A 19638-nucleotide genomic window follows, 5' to 3' on the forward strand; every position below is an offset into this window, starting at 1 on the left:
GGTGCTGCAATGCAGCATCGATTCATGGCCGGGGATCGATTACCTGGCGAGTCGCGGCGAGAGCTTGGCGCGCCCATTCGACCTGCCCGACCTCGGCCATCCGGAGCATGTGCGGCACCTCCACGCTGACCGGCAGGTCGGCGGGCAAGGCCGCGAACATGCTGCGCAGATCGATGCCGCCCTCCCCCGGCAACAGGCGCTCGCAGCGCGCCGCGTGGATCATTTCCTCTACCGTCAGCGTGAGCCCGGTGGGGGCGTCGCAGATCTGCACGTAGTGCAGCAACTCCCGCGGCAACGCGCGCAGATCATCCGGCGTGGTGTCCGAGCGCGCGAAGTGCAGCGCGTCGGCGAGGATGCCGGCGCCGGCCGGGCGACCCGCCGCGTCGACGACCCGCAGCGCAGCCTTTGCGTCGGGAACCGCCGTCCAGGGCATGAACTCCAGGTCGGCGCTCATCCCGTGCTGGTGGGCGACTTCGCACAGCTGCGCGTAGTTGGCGGCGAGGCGGCCGGGCTCGGTATCGTCGCCAGCCACCAGCAGCGCCCTGGCGCCAAGCTCCGCGCCGGTCTCGATCAAGGGCAGACTGCGCCCAAGCTCGAAGTCCTCCGTCAGGCGGATGATTTCCAGGTCGAACACGCCAACGCCGGTTTCCTTTGTTGCAGCCAGGGTTTCGCGCAGTACGTCGGGCAGGCCGATCATGAACTGCTGCGGCGCACCGGCCATGTTGGGCAGCAGGCGCAAGCCGACGAAGCCGTAGCCCAGCTCCGCCGCCAGGCGGATGGCCTCGGGCGGCGTCAGGGTGTTGGACGTCAGGTAGGCAAGGGAAAAAGGACGCTCCATGGCAGGCATCACTGCAGCGGCGAAACCGCGGTGGGCAGCGCGATGGTGGAGGTCATCGCGGTGGTCAGGTGGGCCGGGCCGCCCTTCGGCGGCCAGATGCCCTTGGCGACGGCGTCGGCGCGGGCCTTGCCGCGGGCGTCGACGGTCGGGTAGGCCCAGATGTTGGTGAAGCGCAGCGGGCCGTCGAGGGCCACCATCGCCACCACGCAGGGGGAGATTTCTTCGCGGGCGGGCACGGCCTGTTCCCACAGGTCGATGGTGGCCTGCACGCCGCCCGGCTTGATGCCGTAGGTGCGGATTTCATACACCGGGCCGCGGATGCCGGACTCGGCCGACGGGCGCACCGGCTTCATCCACGGGAAGCCTTGGTAGCTGTGCTGCTCCAGGCTCTGGAAGATCTCGCCGCAGCCGAAGGGGCTGGCGCTGAGCTGGGTGCGCTGGCGCTCGGCCTGCAACGTGGCGAGGTCGTCGAAGCCACGCAGCACGATCATCTGGTTCAGCGTGCCGATGTCGGTGAACCAGCAGGCGAGCAGTTCGCCTTGGGCGTCGGGGGCGGTGGCGAAGGCCGTCACATTGGCGGCCGCCTGGGCGGCGGTGCCGAACGGCAGGGTCATGGTGGAGAGTTCGTAGAACATGGGGCTTCCTTTGCGTTTCAAGCGTAGCTGGGTTGAATCCGGGGTTCCTGCGCGTCGGCAAGCAGCGGCTGGCCGGCGGCGTGGTGGGCGGAGAGGTAGCCGAAGGTCATCGCCGGGCCGAGGGTGATGCCGCCGCTCGGGTAGTGGCCGCCCATCATGCTGGCCATGTCGTTGCCGCCGGCGTAGAGGCCGGCGATCGGCTGGCCATGGCTGTCGAGCACGCAGGCCTGGTCGTCGACACGCAGGCCGCCGAAGGTGCCAAGGCTGCCGGGGACGATCTTCACCGCGTAGAACGGGCCCTGCTCCAGCGGCGCCATGCAGGGGTTGGGCAGGCTTGATGCGGCGTCGCCCTGCACGCGGTTGTAGGGGGTCTCGCCCTTGGCGAAGTCCTCGTCGCGGCCGACTAGGGCCATCCGGTTGTAGTGCTGCACGGTCTGCGCCAAAGCATCGGGGGCGATGCCGCACTGGCGGGCCAGTTCGGCCGGCGTGGTGCCGCGCGTCAGGTAGCCGTTGTCGAGCATGCGACCGAGCGGCATCGGCGCGGGCTTGACGGCCCCCAGGCCGTAGCGGCGGATGAAGGCGTGGTCGCAGACCAGCCAGGCTTCGATGGGTCGGCCGGCCGGCACGGCGGCGAGCATGCCGCGCACGAAGTCGTGATAGGAGTCGGCTTCGTTCGTGAAGCGCTTGCCGTCCGCCGTCACTGCGATGAGGCCCGGCTTGGCCCGCTCGATGAGGTGCGGGAAGTGGGCGAAGCTGCCATCGGCGCGGGGCACCAGTGACACCGGCGCGAGGGCGGCGGCCTGGGCCAGTTGGCCGTTGAGCGCGGCGCCGATGGCCTCGCCCATGCGCAGGCCGTCGCCGGTGTTGCCGCGGGAGGCCGCCGACCAGTGTTCGCAGCCGCTGGGCGCGTGGGGCAGCCAGGCTTTCTTGCGTTCCACGTCAAAGGGGAAGCCGCCGCAGGCCAGTACCACGCCGCGGCTGGCGCGGACCTCCACGTCGCCATCCGGCCCGCCGAGCACCGCGCCGACGACGTGCCCGTCCTCCACCAGCAGGCGGCGGGCCGGGCTGTCGGTGCGGATCTCGACGCCGCGCTCGAAGGCCGACGCGGCGAGGCCGGCGATCAGCGCATTGCCATTGACGAGGCGCATGCCCCGACCGTGCCGCAGCTGGTCGCGCCAGTAGGCGAGCACCTTGCCGGTCACGTAGCGGAAGGACGCCACGCTGCGCGTGGCATTCATGAAATGCCGGAGTTCCGCCCCGGAGGCGATGCCCATGCCCCACAGGGTGGTTTCACGCAAAGGGGGTTTGAGTCGTTCGATCTGCCGGCCGAGGCGGCGGCCGTCGAAGGGCGCTGCGCACAGGGAACGTCCACCGAGCGCCGCGTCGGGCGTGCGGCCGTGGAAGTCCGGGATGGCATTGCCGTCGATGAACTGCAGCGCGGTGTGGCGGCGGAAGAAGTCCACCATGCGCGGGCCGTGTTCGAGGTAGGTCCGCGCCCGCGCTTCGTCGAACTGGTCGCCCAGCTCGTGACGCAGGTAGGACAGCGGCGTCTCGATGTCTTCGACAATCCCCGCCTCGACAGCCAGCGGATTGCGCGGAATCCACATCCAGCCGCCGGACCAGGCGGTGGTTCCGCCGTATTGGGCGTCCTTCTCGGCGACCAGCACGCGCAGCCCCAGGTGGGCCGCGGTGACGGCGGCGGACAGGCCGCCGGCGCCGGAGCCGATGACCAGCAGATCGGTTTGGATCATGGTGCGTATATGGGTTGCGCACCGGATCGGCGCGCCATGTTGAAGAAAGGCGAGGCGCCGCTGGCGGCGGCCATCTGCTCGGCGGTGGCGATCAGCTCGCCGGCCAGCGCGTGCATCTTGTCCTCGGTGAAGCGCACCGTCGGCCCGGCGATGGAGATCACGCCGATCGCCGCCTGGCCACGCAGACGCACCGGTGCGGCCATCGAGTTGAGGCCCGGCGTGTAGGTTTCCAGCGTCACGCTGTAGCCACGCTCGCGCGTTTCCTGGATGCCGGCCAACACCGCCTGCACGGTGGCTGGCGCGTTGGGGCCGAACTCCGTCGGCTGGCCGATGCCCTGCTGGGACACCAGCGCCAGCGCCTGCTCGTCGTTGAGCGTGGACAGCCACGCGAGGCCGGAGGCGGAACAGCTCAGGCGCGCATCGCTGCCCATCTCCGGGTCATAACGCAGGCCCTGGCGGGCGCCCTGGGCGCGGGCCACCCAGGTCAGGCGGTCGCCGTCCACCACGGACAGGCGGACCAGTTCGCCCGACACGCCGGCCAGCTGATCGAGCAGCGGCTGGGCGATATCGACGATGCCGGAATGGCCGAGGTAACTCAGGCCGAGGGACACCAGCTTGGTAGTGAGGACGTAGTCGCCCTGCTCGCGCACCTGGCGCACGTAGCCGCAGCGGGCGAGGTCGGTGAGCAGGCGGTGGGCGCCGCTACGCGGAATGTTGAGCTGATCGGCGATGGTGGCCAGTTCGAGGCCGTGCGCGTGACGGGCCAGCAGCTCAAGGATGCCCAGGGTTCGTTCAAGTACTCCGCTCATGATTGCTCCAGTTCGATTAACGGCGCCGCACGACGCGGCGCAATGAGGTTGGGTTTGCCAGGCTCTTACCTGCCGGATTTATCCGGGACCTGCAACCCCATGGCGGGCGGACGACTGAATTATAGATAAAACAGAACTAGATTCAATAGTGGAATCTTGTTCTGTTTTTTGTAGAATGGAATCTCCTGATACCCACAACGGAGACAAAACCATGTCGCAGCCCCTCAACGGAGCCACCCGCGTTCACTTCATCGTCGGCGACCCGATCGCCCAGGTGAAATCGCCGGCCGGCGTCACCCAGGCCTTCCACGCCCACGACCGCAACGCCTATGTAATGCCCGCCCACGTGGCGCCCGCCAAGCTGGCCGCCTGGCTGGACGGCGTGTCCCTGGCCCAGAACGTGGACGGGATCATCGTCACCGTGCCGCACAAGTTCGCCTGCTTCGACCTGTGCGCGACGACCTCCGAGCGGGCGGCCTTCCTGCACACGGTCAATGTGATGCGCCGCAACCCGGACGGCAGCTGGCATGGCGACATGTTCGACGGCCTCGGCTACGTGTCCGCTCTGCGCGACCGGGGCTGCGAGCCGAAAGGCAAGAAGGCGCTGCTGGTCGGCGCCGGCGGTGCCGGCTCGGCGATTGCCCACGCGCTGGTGGTGGCCGGCGTGAGCCAACTAGCGATCCATGACGAAGACACAGCGCGCCGCACCACGCTGGTGGACCGCCTCGCCGGCCTTGGCCAATGCCCGGTCAGCCACGGCAGCCCCGACCCGAGCGGCTTCGACATCGTGATCAACGCGACCCCGGTCGGCATGAAGGACGGCGATCCCTACCCCCTCGACGTCAGCAAGCTGACCCCGCAGACCTTCGTCGGCTGCGTGATCACCGCCCCGGCAATCACGCCGCTGATCGCCGCCGCCCGCACCCTTGGCTGCGGCACCTCCACCGGCGCCGACATGTTCGGCCGGGTTTGCGACCTGATGGTCGACTTCCTGCTGGGTGAGTGACATGCAAGTCATCACACGGCTCGCCGATCTGCCGGAGCCGCAAAGTTACGACGTGGTGGTGATCGGCGCCGGCGGCGCCGGCCTGTCGGCGGCCCTGGTCGCCGCCATCGAGGGGGCCACCGTGCTGCTGGTGGAACACACTGGCTACGTCGGCGGCACTACCGCCCTGTCCGCCGGCACCACTTGGGTGCCCGGCACCCACCATTCCGCCAAGGTCAATCCGACGGACACGCTGGCCGACGCCGCCCGCTATCTGGACAACGCAGTCGGCGAGCGCAGCCCCGCCGCATTGCGCCGGGCCTTTCTGGAAACCGGCCCGGAGGCGGTGCGCTACATAGAGGCGCAGTCGGAGGTCAAATACCGCCCCTACGCCAAGCACCCGGACTACATCTCCGACCTGGGCGGCTCGACGCTGACCGGCCGGGCGCTGGAGCCGGTCCCCTTCGACGGACGCCTGCTCGGCGAGCTGTTCGGTCTGATCCGTCCGCCGATCCCGGAATTCACGGTGCTCGGCGGGATGATGGTGGACCGCAACGACATCAACCACCTGCTCGGCATGACCCAGTCGCTGGCGTCCTTCCGGCACTCCCTGAAGATCGTGCTGCGCCACGCCCACGACCGCCTCGGCCATTCCCGCGGCACGCGCTTGGTGATGGGCAACGCGCTGGTGGCCCGCCTGTTGTATTCCCTCGCGCAGCACGACACGGTGAGCCTTGCGCTCAACACCGCGGTGACCGACATTGAACGCGGCACCGACGGCGTGGAAGCGATCACCCTGTCCCAGCAGGGGCAACAGCGCCGCGTGCAGGTAAAGGGTGGGCTGATCCTCGCCAGCGGCGGCTTCAACCGCAACCCGGCGCTGCGCAAGGCGATGCTCGGCAAGGTGGACATGAGCTGGTGCCCAGCCGCGCCGGGGCACACCGGCCAGGCCCAGGAACTGGCCCGCGGGCTTGGCGCCCACTACGGCGCCAGCCACGGCACCAACGCCTTCTGGGCGCCGGTGTCGCTGCGCAAGCGGGCGGACGGCAGCACCGCGGCCTTCCCGCACTTCGTGATGGACCGTGCCAAGCCGGGCATGCTGACGGTCAACCAGGCCGGCGACCGCTTCGTCAATGAGAGCACGTCCTACCACCTGTTCGCGCTGCGCATGCAGCAGAGCATGGCGGACCGCAACATGGCCGCCGACGTGCCGGCTTACCTGATCTGCGACGCCCGTGCGCTGCGCAAGTACGGGCTCGGCATGGTGCGGCCGGGCGGCGGCGGACTCGGCCCCTTCATTGCCGACGGCTACTTGACCGAGGCCGACAGCATCGAGGCGCTCGCCGGCAAGCTCGGCATCGATCCGGCGCGGCTGCAGGCCAGTGTCGCCAAGATCAAGGCCTACGCGGAAAGCGGCGTCGATCCGGATTTCCGGCGTGGCGAAACGGCCTACCAGCAGAACATCGGCGACGCCACCTGGCCCGGCCGCAACCCCAACCTGGGCGCGTTGAGCGAGGCGCCGTTCTACGCGGTGCGCCTCTATCCCGGCGACATCGGCGCCTCCACCGGCCTCGCGGCAGATGTGGATGCCCGTGTACTGGACGGCGCGGAGCAGCCCATCGGCGGCCTCTATGCGGTCGGCAACGATATGCACTCGATCATGGGCGGGGTTTACACGGCACCGGGCATCACCATCGGCCCCGGCCTGGTGTTCGGCTACCGGGCCGCCAAGCATGCGGTTGCGCGGGCCCGTCGCTGAGGCGGAAAAGCCCAAGCACCCGCCGCCGGCCCGGGAGACAAGCGCCGGCAGCAATCCCAGACAAGCCAGATCCCACAACTGGCACAACAAAGACAGAGGAGACATCCATGATCCGACCAAAGACCCTGCCCGCCCTGCTGGTGCTCGCCGGCATCACCACCTTCGCCGGCCCCCGCATCGCGCTCGCCGGTGAGCTCGAAGACCTCAAGGCCCAGCTGCAGGCCCTGCAGTCCCGCATCGAGAGGATGGAGGACAACCAGAAGCAAGCCGCCACCGTGAAGGCGGTCGTCCCGGCCAGCGTGCCGGCGGGCAGCCCGGCCGCCTCCAACGTGACCGTCGGCACCGCGCAAAGCCCGCTGAGCCTCGCCGTGGGCGGCGGTGTCGTCACGCTGTACGGCAACCTCGACGAATACCTCAACTACATGAAGAGCAGTTCGGGCGGCCGCATCTTCTCCGCCCAGGACGGCGCCGCCCTGCGCAGCCGCATCGGCTTCAAGGGCGAGCGGGCGATCAACGCCGACTACGTCGCCAAGTTCCAGCTCGAACAAGGCTTCAACCTCACCAACGGCAGTGCCGCCGACACCGCCAACGCCAGCAGCACCGGCCTGACCACCACCGGCCGCCTGTTCGACCGCCAGGCCTGGGCCGGCGTGCAGACGCCCTACGGCGACTTCCGCCTCGGCCGCCAGAACACCGCGATCTTCGGCCGCGGCGACTACTTCGACCTCACCTCCCGCACCCTGGGTTCGATGGTCAATAACTTCGGTGTGCCGTCCCGCTACGATGGCGACCTGTCGTGGATCTCGCCGCGCTGGAACGGCCTGCTGGCCGAGGCCCACTACGCCTTCGCCGGTGCCAACCCGGTGGCCGGCACCGCCACCTCCAGCAGCACCGTCAGCCCCAGCAATATGGCGGTCTACCAGTTCGCCCTCGACTACCTCTACGGGCCGTTCCGCATCGGCTACGCCGGCATCGAGGGCCGCCCCGACTACAAGGGCACGGAGAAGAAGAACGCCGAGTACCACAGCTTCTACGCCAACTACGACTATGGCCGCGGCAAGCTCTACGCCGCCTTCGTGCGCTCCAACAACGGCGGCGCCAACGCCAACGGCAGCGGCGCACTGAGCAACGTCGGCGGCAACATCGTCGGCAACAACCCGACCGGCAGCACCAGCGGTTCCCTCAACGCGGGCCTGCCCGGCACCGGCCTGGACATCTTCTACGAGATCTACCAGCTCTCCGCCGACTACCGCGTCACGCCCCAGTGGCGCGTCGGCGGCCTGTGGGGCACCATCAAGGACACCACCGGCCAATCCAAGGGCGCCAAGGGCTGGGCCCTCGCCAGCTACTACGATCTCAACAGCAACGTGATGCTCTACGCCCTGCTCGACTCCGTCGACAACCAGCAGAACGGCAACTGGGGCCCGGCAGGCTCGGCCGGCCTGACCAAGACCTTCTCCGGCACCGACCGCACAGGACAGCGCATCGACGGCATCCAGACCGGCTTCGTCTTCAAGTTCTGATTGCCCGACCCCGCCCGTCGCGAGCCGCGACGGGCCAGTCTTTCGCGAACCACAGGTCCGCCACGACGAACAAGCACGCACAAAAGCAAAAAGCCCAAGCACGAATGCTTGGGCTTTTTGTTGAATCTGGTTGCGGGGGCAGGATTTGAACCTGCGACCTTCGGGTTATGAGCCCGACGAGCTGCCAGACTGCTCCACCCCGCGTCTGGAGAGGCCGAATAATAGACAACTTATCGCAGTGCGTCAAACTTTATTTGCACTGCGCCAGAAAAACCCCTGCGGAACTGGGCGAGGGGCTAGTGCCGCAGGGGTCGACGAGGACGGAAGCGGCTTACTTGCCGCCGGTCGCCACTTCCTCGAGCTTGCTGAGGGAAACGTCGTTCTCCTTCACGCCCTTCGGGTTCGCCTTCATGTTGGAAGACCAGGTGGTGGAGTGGTTGCGCTTCACGTCGATGACGTGGCCGACCACCGGCATCACCGCCTTGTAGCCGTCCTCGCCGGTATCCGGGCGGTTCTGGAAGATCATGAACTTCCAGAACTCGCCCTTCTGGTCATACATCTCGCCGAGGTAGGGGCGCGGGAAGTTCACCTCCATGTACACCACCTTCTTGCTGTACGGATGCTCCGGCGGCGGCGTGCCTTCCACCACGTACACCTCGCGGGGCTCCCACTCGATGTGCTTGGCCGGGAAGTAATACGGTGCCTCGGTCAGGCCGACGGACGGGAACTCCTCCGGCGTGTCGCGCTTCTTGGCGTCCACGCTGACCAGCGGGCTGTGTGCGACGGCCAGCACCCAGCGCTTGCCGACCAGCTTGTTGGCGCGATACTTGGTCGGGAAGGCGTCCCAGATGTCCCAGTCATCGTAGAGCTGGTCGGTGCCGCCGATCGGGTCCATCCACGCCCCACCGGACAGCCGGCGGGTGCGCCGCACCGACTTCAGGTAGGCCCAGGTGTCGTCGGGCTTGGCGGAGGTCGGATCGTTGTAGCGGATCGAGAAGGTGCCAAGGCCGCGGATATCCTGCGGGCTGGTGGCGAACAAATAGGTCTTCTGGGCGATGCTGCCGTCGCCCTCGCTGACCGGCCCGCCGTCCAGGCGCCCTTCCATGTAGTAGCGGCGGGACTGCCAGCGCTGCACGCGCTCGACGCCATTCGTGCCGCTGATGAACACGAAGGAGATGTCGCGCAGGTCCATCGTCGCGCCATAGGTCGCGGCGCGCAGGTTCCAGATCACCTTGTCGCCGGCGGTCGGGTCGTCGAGCTTGATGGTTTCCGGCGGGAAGGGCATGCCCGACTTCCAGCCGCTCATGGTGCGCGTGGCCGGGTCGAACTTGACGTTCTTGACGTTGTCCTTGGTGGCATTGACGTATTTCGGGTCCATCTCGATCTTCTTCGAGTGGGCCAGCTTGATGGTCAGGCCATACTTCTTAATCATCGTTTCGAGCTTGTCGGGCACCATGCTGGCGATGGTCTTGCCTTCGAAGGTCTCGTTCTTGATCTTGTCGTAGTTGTCCTTGGTGATGACGAAACCGGGCTGCAGTTCGCCGGCCTGCGCGAGGCCGACGAAACTGGCTCCGAGGCCGATGGCCAGGGCCTGACAGGCGAACTTGCGGCGCGCCGGATTCACTTTTCTTGTTGCGTTCATGTCTTTGTCTCCTCTGTGGAACTTAGAACTGACGGGTCAAACGGAAGGTGAGCTGGCTGTTGTTGGCGAAGTAGCCGAACAACTGCACGCCGGGATTGGGGTCAAACAAAGCCTTGCTGGTGTGGCCGGACGTCCAGAAGATGTCGGCCTCGGCCTTGGCACGCCACTTGTCACCAAGAACCAGATCGATGCTGGGAATCACGAAACCGCCGCCATGGCTGACATCAACACCGACCGCGATGCCCGGGTTGATGGTGTCGCCCTTGTAGTTGAGCACCGTGAAAGCGGTCAGGATGGTGTTGTGCTCGGTAAGCGGCGCGCCGTAGGCGAACAGCCGGACCAGGTCTTCCGAATCCTTGTGGTCGCGGATCCAGGTGTCGAAGATCTGCACCGACGAGAAGGACGGCCGGTTGGTGCCGAGCAGGTTCTCGAAATGCAGGTTCTTGTCGGCCCGCAGCATCGTCGTCACCGTGTCCTTCAGCTTGATGCCGCCCAGGCCGAGGCCGGCCGCTGCGCCTAGGGTTGGGTCGGTGAGCCCACCGGTCCCCACGTTGAAGGGCTGGTCCTTGGTGTAGGCGACTTCCGCGCTGAAGACCGTGTCGAAGGTCGCCGAGTAGCCGCTGACGGTGGCCCCGAAGACGTCGATCTTGGGATGGATCAGGTCGAACAGCGGGCCGGTCGGCACCTTCTTCCACGGCGCATACACCGAGTTGGCCACCGGATCGGCGGCGTAGGTCTTCACATAGGCCAGCGAGTAGTTGAGGGAGCCGGCCTCGCCGGACCAGCGGATGCCGCCAGTCCAGTCGTCCTTGTTGCCTTCCGGATGCTTGCAGTCGTTGGTGGTCACCGCCGACAGGTCGAAGCCCCGGTAGGGCTGGAAGAACCAGCGCCCGCCGCGGATATCGTAGGTGTTGCCGATGTCCTTGCAGCGGTCCAGGCCCGGCCGCACATAGGCGTGGATCTGGCCGGCGGCCTCCGGCACGTCGAGCTTCACGCTGGCCAGCCACAGGGGCTTGCGCCACTCCTCGTTCTCCCCTTCGAAGAACAGGCGCCAGCTCATGTCGTAGCCATGGACCACGTCCATCGCGTGGAAGAAGTCCGACTCGCCCCACACGATCTGCTGCTTGCCGATGCGGAAGGTGGCCCGCTCGCCGGCCTTGAACTCACCCCAGAACTCGCGCAGGTCGCCGTTGTTGTAGTTGTCGAGGATGCTCGAATGGTCGCCGCCGGTAGTGCCGTTGATCTTGCGCAGCTCCTCCAGGTCACGCAGGTAGGGCGTCATCGCCTCCCGATCCACCCGCGCTACGGCCTTCCACTTGATCGGTCCGGTAGCCGCATCCGCGTCGAGCAGCAGGGAGCCGCGCAACATCGACAGCTTGCCCTTGTCGTTGCCCTTGGTTTCCGGGATGTCCTGCAGGTTGAACGCAGCCCAGCCGCGCACATAGCCGCCGATGTGGAAATAGTTGCCGTCCTGGTCGGCCGCCGCGTCCTCGGCATGGGCCGGCAGATACGCCGATCCCAGGCCGAGAGCTGCGCTGACGGCGAGCGCCAGCCTTCTGTTTGCCTTCATGTGTCACCTCCGCTTCTGTTGTTGTGGACAAGACTTGCCCCGCCCCCTGGCGCGGCTGCGCCGGGGGATGGAGAGGGGTACGACGGGAAAATCAGACGGCCTGGATCGGCTCGGCCGCGACGGCCTGCTCGATGGGGTGGCGCTTGGAGCCGACGATGAACTCCGGCCGGAAGACGTAGACCATCGCCGGCATCAGGAACAGCGCGGAGGCCGCCGAGATGAACAGCCAGATGGCGATCAGCACGCCCATGTCGGCCTGCAGGCGCAGGGACGAGAAGCTCCACAGCACGACACTGGTGACCAGGGTCAGCGCGGTGATCAGCACGCCCTTGCCGGAGGTGGCGATGGACTTGACGATGGCACGGCCCACGTCCTTGTGATGGTGCAACTCCTCGCGGATGCCATCGACGATGTAGAAGCTGTAATCGACGCCAAGGCCGATGCCCAGCGCCACCACCGGCAGGGTGTTGATGTTCATGCCGATGCCCTTCCAGGCCATGTAGCTGAAGGTCAGCGTGTTGGACAGCAGCACCGGCACCATGAAGAACATACCGGCGACTGTGGAGCGGTAGGTGAACATGCAGCATGCCACCAGCACCAGCAGGGCGAAGGCGATGGACTCGATCTGCCCGGCGAGGATCACCTCATTGACCGCCGCCAGCACCCCGACCAGACCGCCGGCGAGCAGGAACTCCGCGTCCTTCAGCTTGTGCGCCGCCACATACTCCTTCACGCGGGCGATGGCGGTGCGGATCGTCTCGCCCTGGTGGTCGCGGAAGAACAGGGTCACCGCGCCGTTCTTGGCTTGCGGATCGGCGAAACGGTCCATGTCACCGGGGTCGGCGCCGGAGACGAACATGTACACCAGTTCGCCGTTCTCGTCGGCGCTGCCGCCGAGCTCCTGGTAGCGGGCATTGCCCTCGCGCACCACCCGCTTCACCGCCGGCAGGATGTCGGCCAGCGAAATACTGCCGCCGACCTCGGGCTGGGCCTCCATGTACTTCTGGAATTGCTCCATGCCCTCCAGCACGCTCGGCTCCTTCAGCGCGCCTTCCTTCTTGCCTTCCACCACCACGAACATGCGGTCGGAGCCCTGGAACTTCTGGTTGATCGCCGTCGCGTCCTTGTTGTACGTGGAGTCGGGCCACAGGATCGGCGAGCCCGGATTGGCATCGCCAACCTTCAGCTTGAAGGCGTACAGGCCGGACACCACGAACAAGATCCCCGCACCGATGACCACCGCGAAACGCAGCTTCGAGGTCACGATGGCCGCACACAGGCCCAGCACCTTCTGCAGCAGCGGATAGACGTTGATCGGGTGGGCATAGCGCTTCTTCACCCCGCACCAGGACAGCAGTACCGGCGTCAGCACCATCGCGCTGAGCATGATCGACAGGATCCACACGGTGCCGATGTAGGAGATCTTTTCCAGCATCGGGATCGGCGTCAGCGCCACCACCAGCACGCAGCCGGCGTCGGCGACGATGGCCAGCATGCCCGGCTTGAACAGGTTGAGCAGGGCCGCCCGCGCCGCCGCGCCAGCCGATGTGGCACCAGCAGCCACCTCGTCGTCGAAGCGCGACACCAGCTGCACCGAGTTGGAGATGGCCTGGGCGGTGATCAGGAAGGCCACCACGATGACCAACGGGTCCAGGTGGAAGTGCATCAGCTTGGCTGCGCCAAGCGCCCAGATCGCGCTGACCAGGCCGGTGGTCAGCGGCAGGAAGGTGCCGTGCCAGGTGCGCGTGATGAGCAACAGCAACACCACCAGCGCACCGACGGTAACCATGAAGATCTGCAGCGTCTCGCCCAGGTAGTGATTGACCAGGCCGTACAGGATCGGCTCGCCGACCACCCGCACCAGCACCCCGTCGCCCCGAGCCGCGTCGGCGATCTCCTCGATCTGCTTGTAGGCCTTCACGTAGTCCACCGCGCCGTCGGTGAAGTCGGCGGTGATCAGCGTGGCCTTCATGTCGATGGACACGTAAGGCCCATACACCAGCGGGTTGTTGAGCACGGCCTCGCGCAGCGTGGCGATCTCGCCGGAGTCCTTGGGCAGGCCCGGCCACATCAGCGGCCGCGACTCGATACCCTCGGTGGAGGCGCGCACCTCCTTCATCTTCTTGGAAGCCAGCGAGGCGATCTGGTAGGTATCGACCCCTTCCACCTTCTGCAGCGCCTGGGTGATCTGCTGGACCTTCTTCAGCACCGTCATGTTGAACACATCGCCCTGCTCCACCTCCAGCATGATGCTGACCATGTTGGAGCCGCCAAAGGTCTGCTTGAAGCGGTTGTTCACCTCCACATAGGGATGGTTGCGGGGCAGCAGGTCGCTGAAGACCGTCTTCACCTCGATCTGCGCAGCCAGGTAGCCCATCACGCAGGTGAAACCGATGATGGCCGACACCACCATCACCCGGTACTGCAGGACCAGATCGATCAGGCGCGCCAGCGCCCTGAACGTCGCGTTTTTCATTCCTGTTTCCTTGTCTCAAATTGGAGGGCGCTCAAGAAAACGCCGGGCCGCCCCAGGTTTTCTTGCCCCTCTCCGGGGAGCAGGCTGGACAAAGCCCAGCCGTGGGGACACCTGTCAGTCGCGGCCGAGGATGCGCAGCTCGTCCTTGTGCAGCAGCGCCAGATTGGCGCCGGCCAGCACGTAGTCGTCGGCGAGCTTGACGATCTGGGTGTGCCAGGACAGGTCCTGATCGGAGATGCGGCCCGCCTTCCAGTCGTCGGCCTCGGGGCCGGCGCTCACGCGGATGCCCTTATCCCCCACCGCAACCCAGCCGGAGCCATCCCAGATCACGCAGTTGAGGTGCTCGCGGGTCAGGGGCGGCACATCCTTCCAGCTCGCGCCACCGTCGCTGGTGACCAGCACCGTGCCCGCCAGCCCCACCGCCACGCCATGCTGGGCGTCGCGGAAACTCACCGACATCAGGCTGGTCTTCACCGGGCTCGCTACCGGTGCCCAGGTCTGACCGCCGTCGGCGGTACGCTGGATCTGGCCGAACTCGCCGACCAGCCAGCCATCCTGGCCGACGAAGGCAATGTCGTTCCAGGCCTGGTCCTTCTCCTCCAAGGCACGGGTCCAGGTAGCGCCGTAATCGCTGGTCTTCAGCACGGCCCCCAGCTCGCCGACCGCCCACGCCACGCCGTCGGCGTAGGTGTGCACCTGGAGCAGCTTGTTGGCGACCTCCGAATGCGGCACCTTGATCTCCTTCCAGGTCTTGCCACCGTCGGCAGTCATCACCACCAGGCCGCGGTTGCCGACCGCCACCGCGCGCTGGGCGTCCCACGCCGAGATCGACTGCAGGTGGGACACCACCGGGCTGTCCTGCACGCCCCAGGTCTTGCCGCCGTCCTCGCTGCGTACGATCTTGCCGTTGGAGCCCGCCGCCCACAGGGTCGCTCCGCCGGGCGCAACGACCCCGTAGAAGGCATCGCGCCGCTCCAGCGGACGGATCTTCAGTTCGCCGGCGGTCGGTTCGGCCTTCACGAAGAAGGCCGCGTAGAGCAGGCCACCGATGATCACCACCGGCAGGGACGAAGTCCCCACCGCGCCGACCATCCGCGCCCCCTTGCCGAGTTTGTTGATGGCCTTAAGCATGCCCACCCCCCGAGCCCGGAAGCCCGCAGGCAACACGACAGGAAAGATGTGTCTCCATGATGTCTCCATTCCCATTTTTGGATTTGTGGATGTCGATTCGGAGGACGCCTTCTCATGCAGCCCGAGCGGCGCGCTTATTGTCGGAATTGATTCTGTTCGATGGCTGCAAGCGCCGTCTTATATCCGTCCGATTGAACGCCAGATCTGTCCGGGCCATCGAACGCCTCCTTGAAACGGAATTAGCAACTTGAGTGCCAATAAAAAAAATAATAAATAATCAATTAAATTCAATGGCTTGAAAAAAATCCTCACCCATTACCCAATTTGCGGCGTAGCAGCAATCCGATTGACGGCGTCCGAGAATGCTTCAGCGCATCGAACGACGTTCGGACGCTTCCGTCCGAACGAAAATAAAAAGGGGCCCCGAAGGCCCCCGCTGCATGAAATACGACAAATGAGAATTGGCGGATTGCGGATCAGGCAATACCGGCATATTCGACGAGGAAGTGCGCGGCGCCGATGGACAGCGCCCCGGCGGTGATCAACAGGCTCTGTTCGATGGTGGCGGCCAGGCAGGTACGCCGGTGCAAGCCGGGCATCAGCCCGGCTCCGGCCACGTACAGCATGCTGGCGCAGGCCAGCGCCAGCAGCACCGGCACGGCGCCATGCACCACGGGCAAGGCGACGTGGGCCAGCAGTGCTCCGGCCGCCATCGCCAGGCTGGACAACAGGTTGAAGGCCAGCGCCCGGCGCCGGCTGAAACCCGCATGCAGCAGGACCACGAAATCGCCAAGCTCCTGCGGAATCTCGTGGGCGATGATCGCCGCGGCGGTGATCAGGCCGAGCGGCATGCTTTCGGCGAAGGCCGCAGCGATCACCAGGCCATCGACGAAGTTGTGGAAGCTGTCGCCGAGCATCACCAGCATGCCGCTGCGCCGATGTCCGCCGTCATCGTGACCGGTCTCCCCATGGGGCACGGCCTCGTGGGATCCGTGATGCCCCGGGTGCCACAGGGTGGCGAGCTTTTCCAGCAGGAAGAACAGCAGCACGCCGGCAAGAACGAGGGCACTGGTTCGCCGCGGATCGCCGGACGCCTCCAGCGCATGGGGAAGGATTTCGAGGAAGGCAGCACCAAGCAGTGCCCCCACCGCGTAGCTCACCAGCCGCGCCAGCTGCCGCGGGCCGAAGCGCGCCGCCACGGATGCGGCGGCCAGCACGGACAGCAGACCGCCAACCATGCAGGTCAGCATGCTCAAGGCGAAAGGCGTCATGGAATCGGAACGTGAAAGCCAAAAAAAGCGGGGGATGGACCGCCGGTCGATCCATCCCCCGTCAAGGCTAGGCCCGGAGGCGGGCCAAGCTTTCCAGGACAAACTCGGGTTGCTGGGTCTCAGGGATCTCGACGAAGTAGAACTGCCCCGCAGCCAGGGCCGGCAGCACCGCCCCCTCCCCCAGGGGCTGGCTGACATCCACGCCGGTGGACACGGGCAGGGCCGCCTGGAAGGCCGGCGTCAGCACCGCGTCGAACTCCGCCAGCACCGGCGACTCGGCCACCGCCGCGCCCTGCGGGCGCAGCGCTAGGGACCAGCGGTAGTGATGGGCCACGTTGATCAGCGGACGGTAACGCTCCAGGTCCGTCTCGCCCATCGTGGCGTCGTCCGGGTGCTCTTCCAGCAGCACTCCGCCCACCGGACTGGCGGACACGGCGCGCAGCAGGTCCGCCATGTACATCGCGGCGTCCTCGATACCGTCCGGGTCCAGCTCCACGTCGCCACGCCCGGCCAACTGGTTGGCGTGCAGCAGCCAGTGCTTGGGCGACGGCATGGCCAGCACCAGCGGGGTCTGGCCGCGCAGGTTGGCGATCACCGCCTCCACCACTTCGGCCAGCAGCTGGCGCGGCCCATCCTGTTCCAGCAGCTTGCGCAGCGGATAGGACAGGCGCCGCTTCGCGCCCAGCTCGGCGCGCACCTCGGGATGGCGCACCAGCCAGGCATCGAAGAGCTCACCGACTTCCACCACGGCCACGTCGGGACGCAACAGGCCCTGGGCCTGGGAAAAATAGGCCAGGAACTGGGCGGCCCCCTGCCACGGGTCGCCCCCTTCCCCCAGCAGCAGCCGGCGGGTGTAGGCCGAAGCCTTCAGCCACACCTTGAGGCCGCTGCCACCGTTGCCGGGCAGGCTGTCGGCGAGGCTCTGGCTCATTGCTTTTCACCTCCCATGGCGCCCAGGGCGACGAGACGGCTTTCCAGCTCGGCAATGCGCACGTCCTTCGGATGGGGCATGTAGTTGGGACGCGGGCTGTTGGCATCGCGGAACTTGTCGGGGCTGCCCATGTAGAGCTTGCTCACGTCGTCGCCCCAGCAGCCGAAGTAGGCCAGGTGGGACGGCGGCGTCGGCTTGTTCCAGGTCTTGATGAACTCGGCGTAGGGCACGCCGCGGGCAATCCGCGCCTTGCGCTCGGCGTCGCGGGCGGCGGCGGTGGCCTCATGGTTGATGGCCAGCGTCGTCGGGTCGAACTTGACCTTGTAGAGCCGCTCGGCGACGCCCGGGGACATCAGGCCTTCCTCGATGTCGCGAATCACGCCGGCCGGGTCGCGCTCCAGCAGATCGCCATAACCGGCGCCCGCGCCCTGGGAGATCATGAACAGCTCACCGCGCTTGGAGATCTCGAAGCCCATACCCATGTGATGGGTGGTGTAGCTGGCGCCCTCGAAGGGCTGCTCGTTCATGATCTCCTCGATGGAGTGCTTGAACTTCTCCGGTTCGTTCATCAGCACGTCGTACACATCGACGCCCTTGACCTTGCACAGCGGGTAGGAGCCGCAGGCGTAACCGCCGAACAGGCCCTGCAGCGGCGGGAACTTGGCGCCCTGGCAGACCGTCATGAAGCCCCACTGCTCGCTGTCCTTGGTGGCCACCATCATGGTGTAGCCCTGGCCGCCGCGGTACTTGCCCGGGGCGATGGCGTCGCGGGTCATCTTCTTGGAGACGAGCTGCAGGAAGGGCACCTCCTCCTCGTTGAGTTCCTGCTCGCCGATGTCCGCCATCGTTGCGAAGATCGGCGCCAGCGCGTGCTCGCCGTCCCGATCCACGGTGGCGCCGGCGCCCATGCCGTTCAAGTCGGCACACAGGTTGCCGAGCGTCTCACCGTGCTGGCTGACCCCGCCCCAGATGAAGGTGTTGATCATGTTGAAGGTCGGCGCATGGACCTTGGTGTACTTCTCCGGGCAGCTGTACAGGAACTTGGCGACCGCGTGCTGGCCGGCGGTGAAGCCGGTGAAGATCGACATCAGGCTCTGGGAGTTCGGCGCGTCGTAGGAGCAATTGACGATCGAGTGCGGATCGGTGATCACCTCGATCGGCGCGAAGGCCGCCTGGCCGCGCGGCAGGTCGGGCCACACGTAGCACAGGAAAACCTGCGCCAGCATGCCCTTGAGGCCGGCAACGATGGTATTGGTGGCGCGGTTGGTGAATTCCGGGCTGGAGCCGCGGAAGTCGAAGATCAGCCGGTCGCCGGTCTTGGTGAGCTGGCAGTTGATCTTCACCACGCAGTTCTCGCGCAGCGTCGAGTCCTGGATGATGTAGGTCCGCACGGTCATGTCCGGCCATTCGCTGACGCGGCGCTTCACCTCGGCACGGACATTTTCCATGGTGGTGCGCAGCGTGGAGATCAGCGCCGCGGGGCCGTCGGTGTTCAGCGTTTCCTCGATGCGCTGCTTGATGCGCAGGCAGGCGAACAGCTTGACCTTCATGTCCTCGTACTGCAGCTTGGGCTCGCGCACCGAGTTCTGCAGGAAGGTCAGGATGTCGCGCTTGATCTGGTAGTTCTCGACCACCTTGAACGGGCACATCTTGAGGCCTTCGTCGCAGGGGCTCTCGGCCATCGACGGCATGCCGCCCGGCTCGATGGCGCCGTTCTCGCCCTCATGCACCGTGGAGGCCACCCAGCACACCAGCTTCCCTTCGTGGAAGATCGGCAGGATCATCGACTGGTCGGTGTTGTGCACGTTGCCGTAGCGGGAGTCGTTGTGGATGAAGCCGTCGCCTTCCTTCACGCCCACCGTCGGGTCATTCACCCAGTTCTTGATGATGAACTTGATCGGGTGGTGTACCAGCGCCGAGAAGATCAGCACCCCGCCGGCACTGGCGATGGCCAGATCGCCGGAGGCGGAATACACCCCGGTGATCACGTCGCCCCACTTGGCGCCGGGGGCGGCACCCATCTGCTCGACCATCTCGTAGCCTTCGTCGCAGCCAGCCTGGATGCGGTCGCGGATCTTGGCGATGGTGTGGGCGTCGCCCACCTTGCGCATGCATTCGTCCTCGACCTCGCTGCGCGGCATCAGGTCGTGGTTCTGCATGATTTCCGGGTCGGGACCCAGGAACAGGGTGGTGTCGTTGAGGAACTTCTTGATCAGCGCCACTTCCTCGGGGCTGGGCACCTTGGCCGCAACCGGCGTATTCATTTCGCTCATTTTCAATCCTGTCGTCTAGTTAGCTTGGATCGGCTCCACGCGGC

14 protein-coding genes and 1 tRNA gene are annotated in these 19638 nt (G+C 66.4%); 3 read left to right on the plus strand and 12 right to left on the minus strand.

Translation table 11 applies throughout. From position 1 onward, the window contains the following. Positions 1-22: 22 nt before the first annotated feature. From AC1PPK_RS24205 to AC1PPK_RS24220, 4 genes are read right to left on the minus strand one after another with little or no spacing between them, the layout of a single operon-like run. The gene (locus tag AC1PPK_RS24205; RefSeq protein ID WP_481115530.1) at positions 23-838 is read right to left on the minus strand and encodes a sugar phosphate isomerase/epimerase family protein; all 816 of its coding nucleotides are present in this window, start codon (positions 836-838) and stop codon (positions 23-25) included. A gap of 8 nt (positions 839-846) precedes the next feature. Then, positions 847-1473 (minus strand): NIPSNAP family protein, encoded by a 627-nt coding sequence (locus tag AC1PPK_RS24210; RefSeq protein ID WP_481115531.1) that lies wholly within the window; start codon positions 1471-1473, stop codon positions 847-849. 17 nt (positions 1474-1490) lie between these two features. Further along, a complete protein-coding gene (locus AC1PPK_RS24215; protein WP_481115532.1) occupies positions 1491-3224 on the minus strand; it encodes an FAD-dependent oxidoreductase in 1734 nt (577 codons plus the stop codon). After that, positions 3221-4033, minus strand: a complete 813-nt coding sequence (locus tag AC1PPK_RS24220; protein WP_481115533.1) for an IclR family transcriptional regulator — start codon at positions 4031-4033, stop codon at positions 3221-3223. The genes AC1PPK_RS24215 and AC1PPK_RS24220 overlap by 4 nt, the downstream gene beginning before the upstream one ends. A 211-nt stretch (positions 4034-4244) precedes the next feature. Here AC1PPK_RS24220 and AC1PPK_RS24225 point away from each other — a divergent pair, with 211 nt between their 5' ends. The 3 genes from AC1PPK_RS24225 (at position 4245) to AC1PPK_RS24235 (ending at position 8300) form a co-directional block, all read left to right on the plus strand. Beyond that, a complete protein-coding gene (locus AC1PPK_RS24225) occupies positions 4245-5039 on the plus strand; it encodes a shikimate dehydrogenase family protein (RefSeq protein ID WP_481115534.1) in 795 nt (264 codons plus the stop codon). 1 nt (position 5040) lies between these two features. Then, positions 5041-6777: an FAD-dependent oxidoreductase gene (locus AC1PPK_RS24230; RefSeq protein ID WP_481115535.1), complete on the plus strand. Its 1737-nt coding sequence runs from the start codon at positions 5041-5043 to the stop codon at positions 6775-6777. 107 nt (positions 6778-6884) lie between these two features. After that, positions 6885-8300 (plus strand): porin, encoded by a 1416-nt coding sequence (locus tag AC1PPK_RS24235; RefSeq protein WP_481115536.1) that lies wholly within the window; start codon positions 6885-6887, stop codon positions 8298-8300. A 127-nt stretch (positions 8301-8427) separates the two neighbouring features. Here the strand turns inward: AC1PPK_RS24235 and AC1PPK_RS24240 are convergent. The 8 genes from AC1PPK_RS24240 to AC1PPK_RS24275 form a co-directional block, all read right to left on the minus strand. Then, a tRNA-Met gene (locus AC1PPK_RS24240) sits at positions 8428-8504 on the minus strand. Positions 8505-8631: 127 nt separating this feature from the next. Beyond that, the gene (locus AC1PPK_RS24245; protein WP_481115537.1) at positions 8632-9942 is read right to left on the minus strand and encodes a DUF1329 domain-containing protein; all 1311 of its coding nucleotides are present in this window, start codon (positions 9940-9942) and stop codon (positions 8632-8634) included. A 22-nt stretch (positions 9943-9964) separates the two neighbouring features. After that, positions 9965-11512 carry a DUF1302 family protein gene (locus AC1PPK_RS24250; RefSeq protein ID WP_481115538.1) on the minus strand — a complete coding sequence of 516 codons (1548 nt, stop codon included), beginning with the start codon at positions 11510-11512 and terminating at the stop codon, positions 9965-9967. A gap of 91 nt (positions 11513-11603) precedes the next feature. Further along, positions 11604-13988: an efflux RND transporter permease subunit gene (locus tag AC1PPK_RS24255; RefSeq protein WP_481115539.1), complete on the minus strand. Its 2385-nt coding sequence runs from the start codon at positions 13986-13988 to the stop codon at positions 11604-11606. Positions 13989-14102: 114 nt separating this feature from the next. Further along, positions 14103-15119, minus strand: a complete 1017-nt coding sequence (locus AC1PPK_RS24260; protein WP_481115540.1) for a WD40/YVTN/BNR-like repeat-containing protein — start codon at positions 15117-15119, stop codon at positions 14103-14105. Between the two features lie 476 nt (positions 15120-15595). Then, positions 15596-16390: a ZIP family metal transporter gene (locus tag AC1PPK_RS24265; RefSeq protein WP_481115541.1), complete on the minus strand. Its 795-nt coding sequence runs from the start codon at positions 16388-16390 to the stop codon at positions 15596-15598. Between the two features lie 67 nt (positions 16391-16457). After that, positions 16458-17321, minus strand: a complete 864-nt coding sequence (locus tag AC1PPK_RS24270) for a hypothetical protein (protein ID WP_481115542.1) — start codon at positions 17319-17321, stop codon at positions 16458-16460. Continuing rightward, on the minus strand, positions 17318-19594 hold the full coding sequence (locus AC1PPK_RS24275) for a hydantoinase B/oxoprolinase family protein (protein ID WP_481115543.1): 2277 nt from the start codon (positions 19592-19594) through the stop codon (positions 17318-17320). The genes AC1PPK_RS24270 and AC1PPK_RS24275 overlap by 4 nt, the downstream gene beginning before the upstream one ends. Between the last annotated feature and the right edge of the window lie 44 nt (positions 19595-19638).

The sequence above is a fragment of the Zoogloea sp. JDB1 genome, assembly GCF_056724025.1.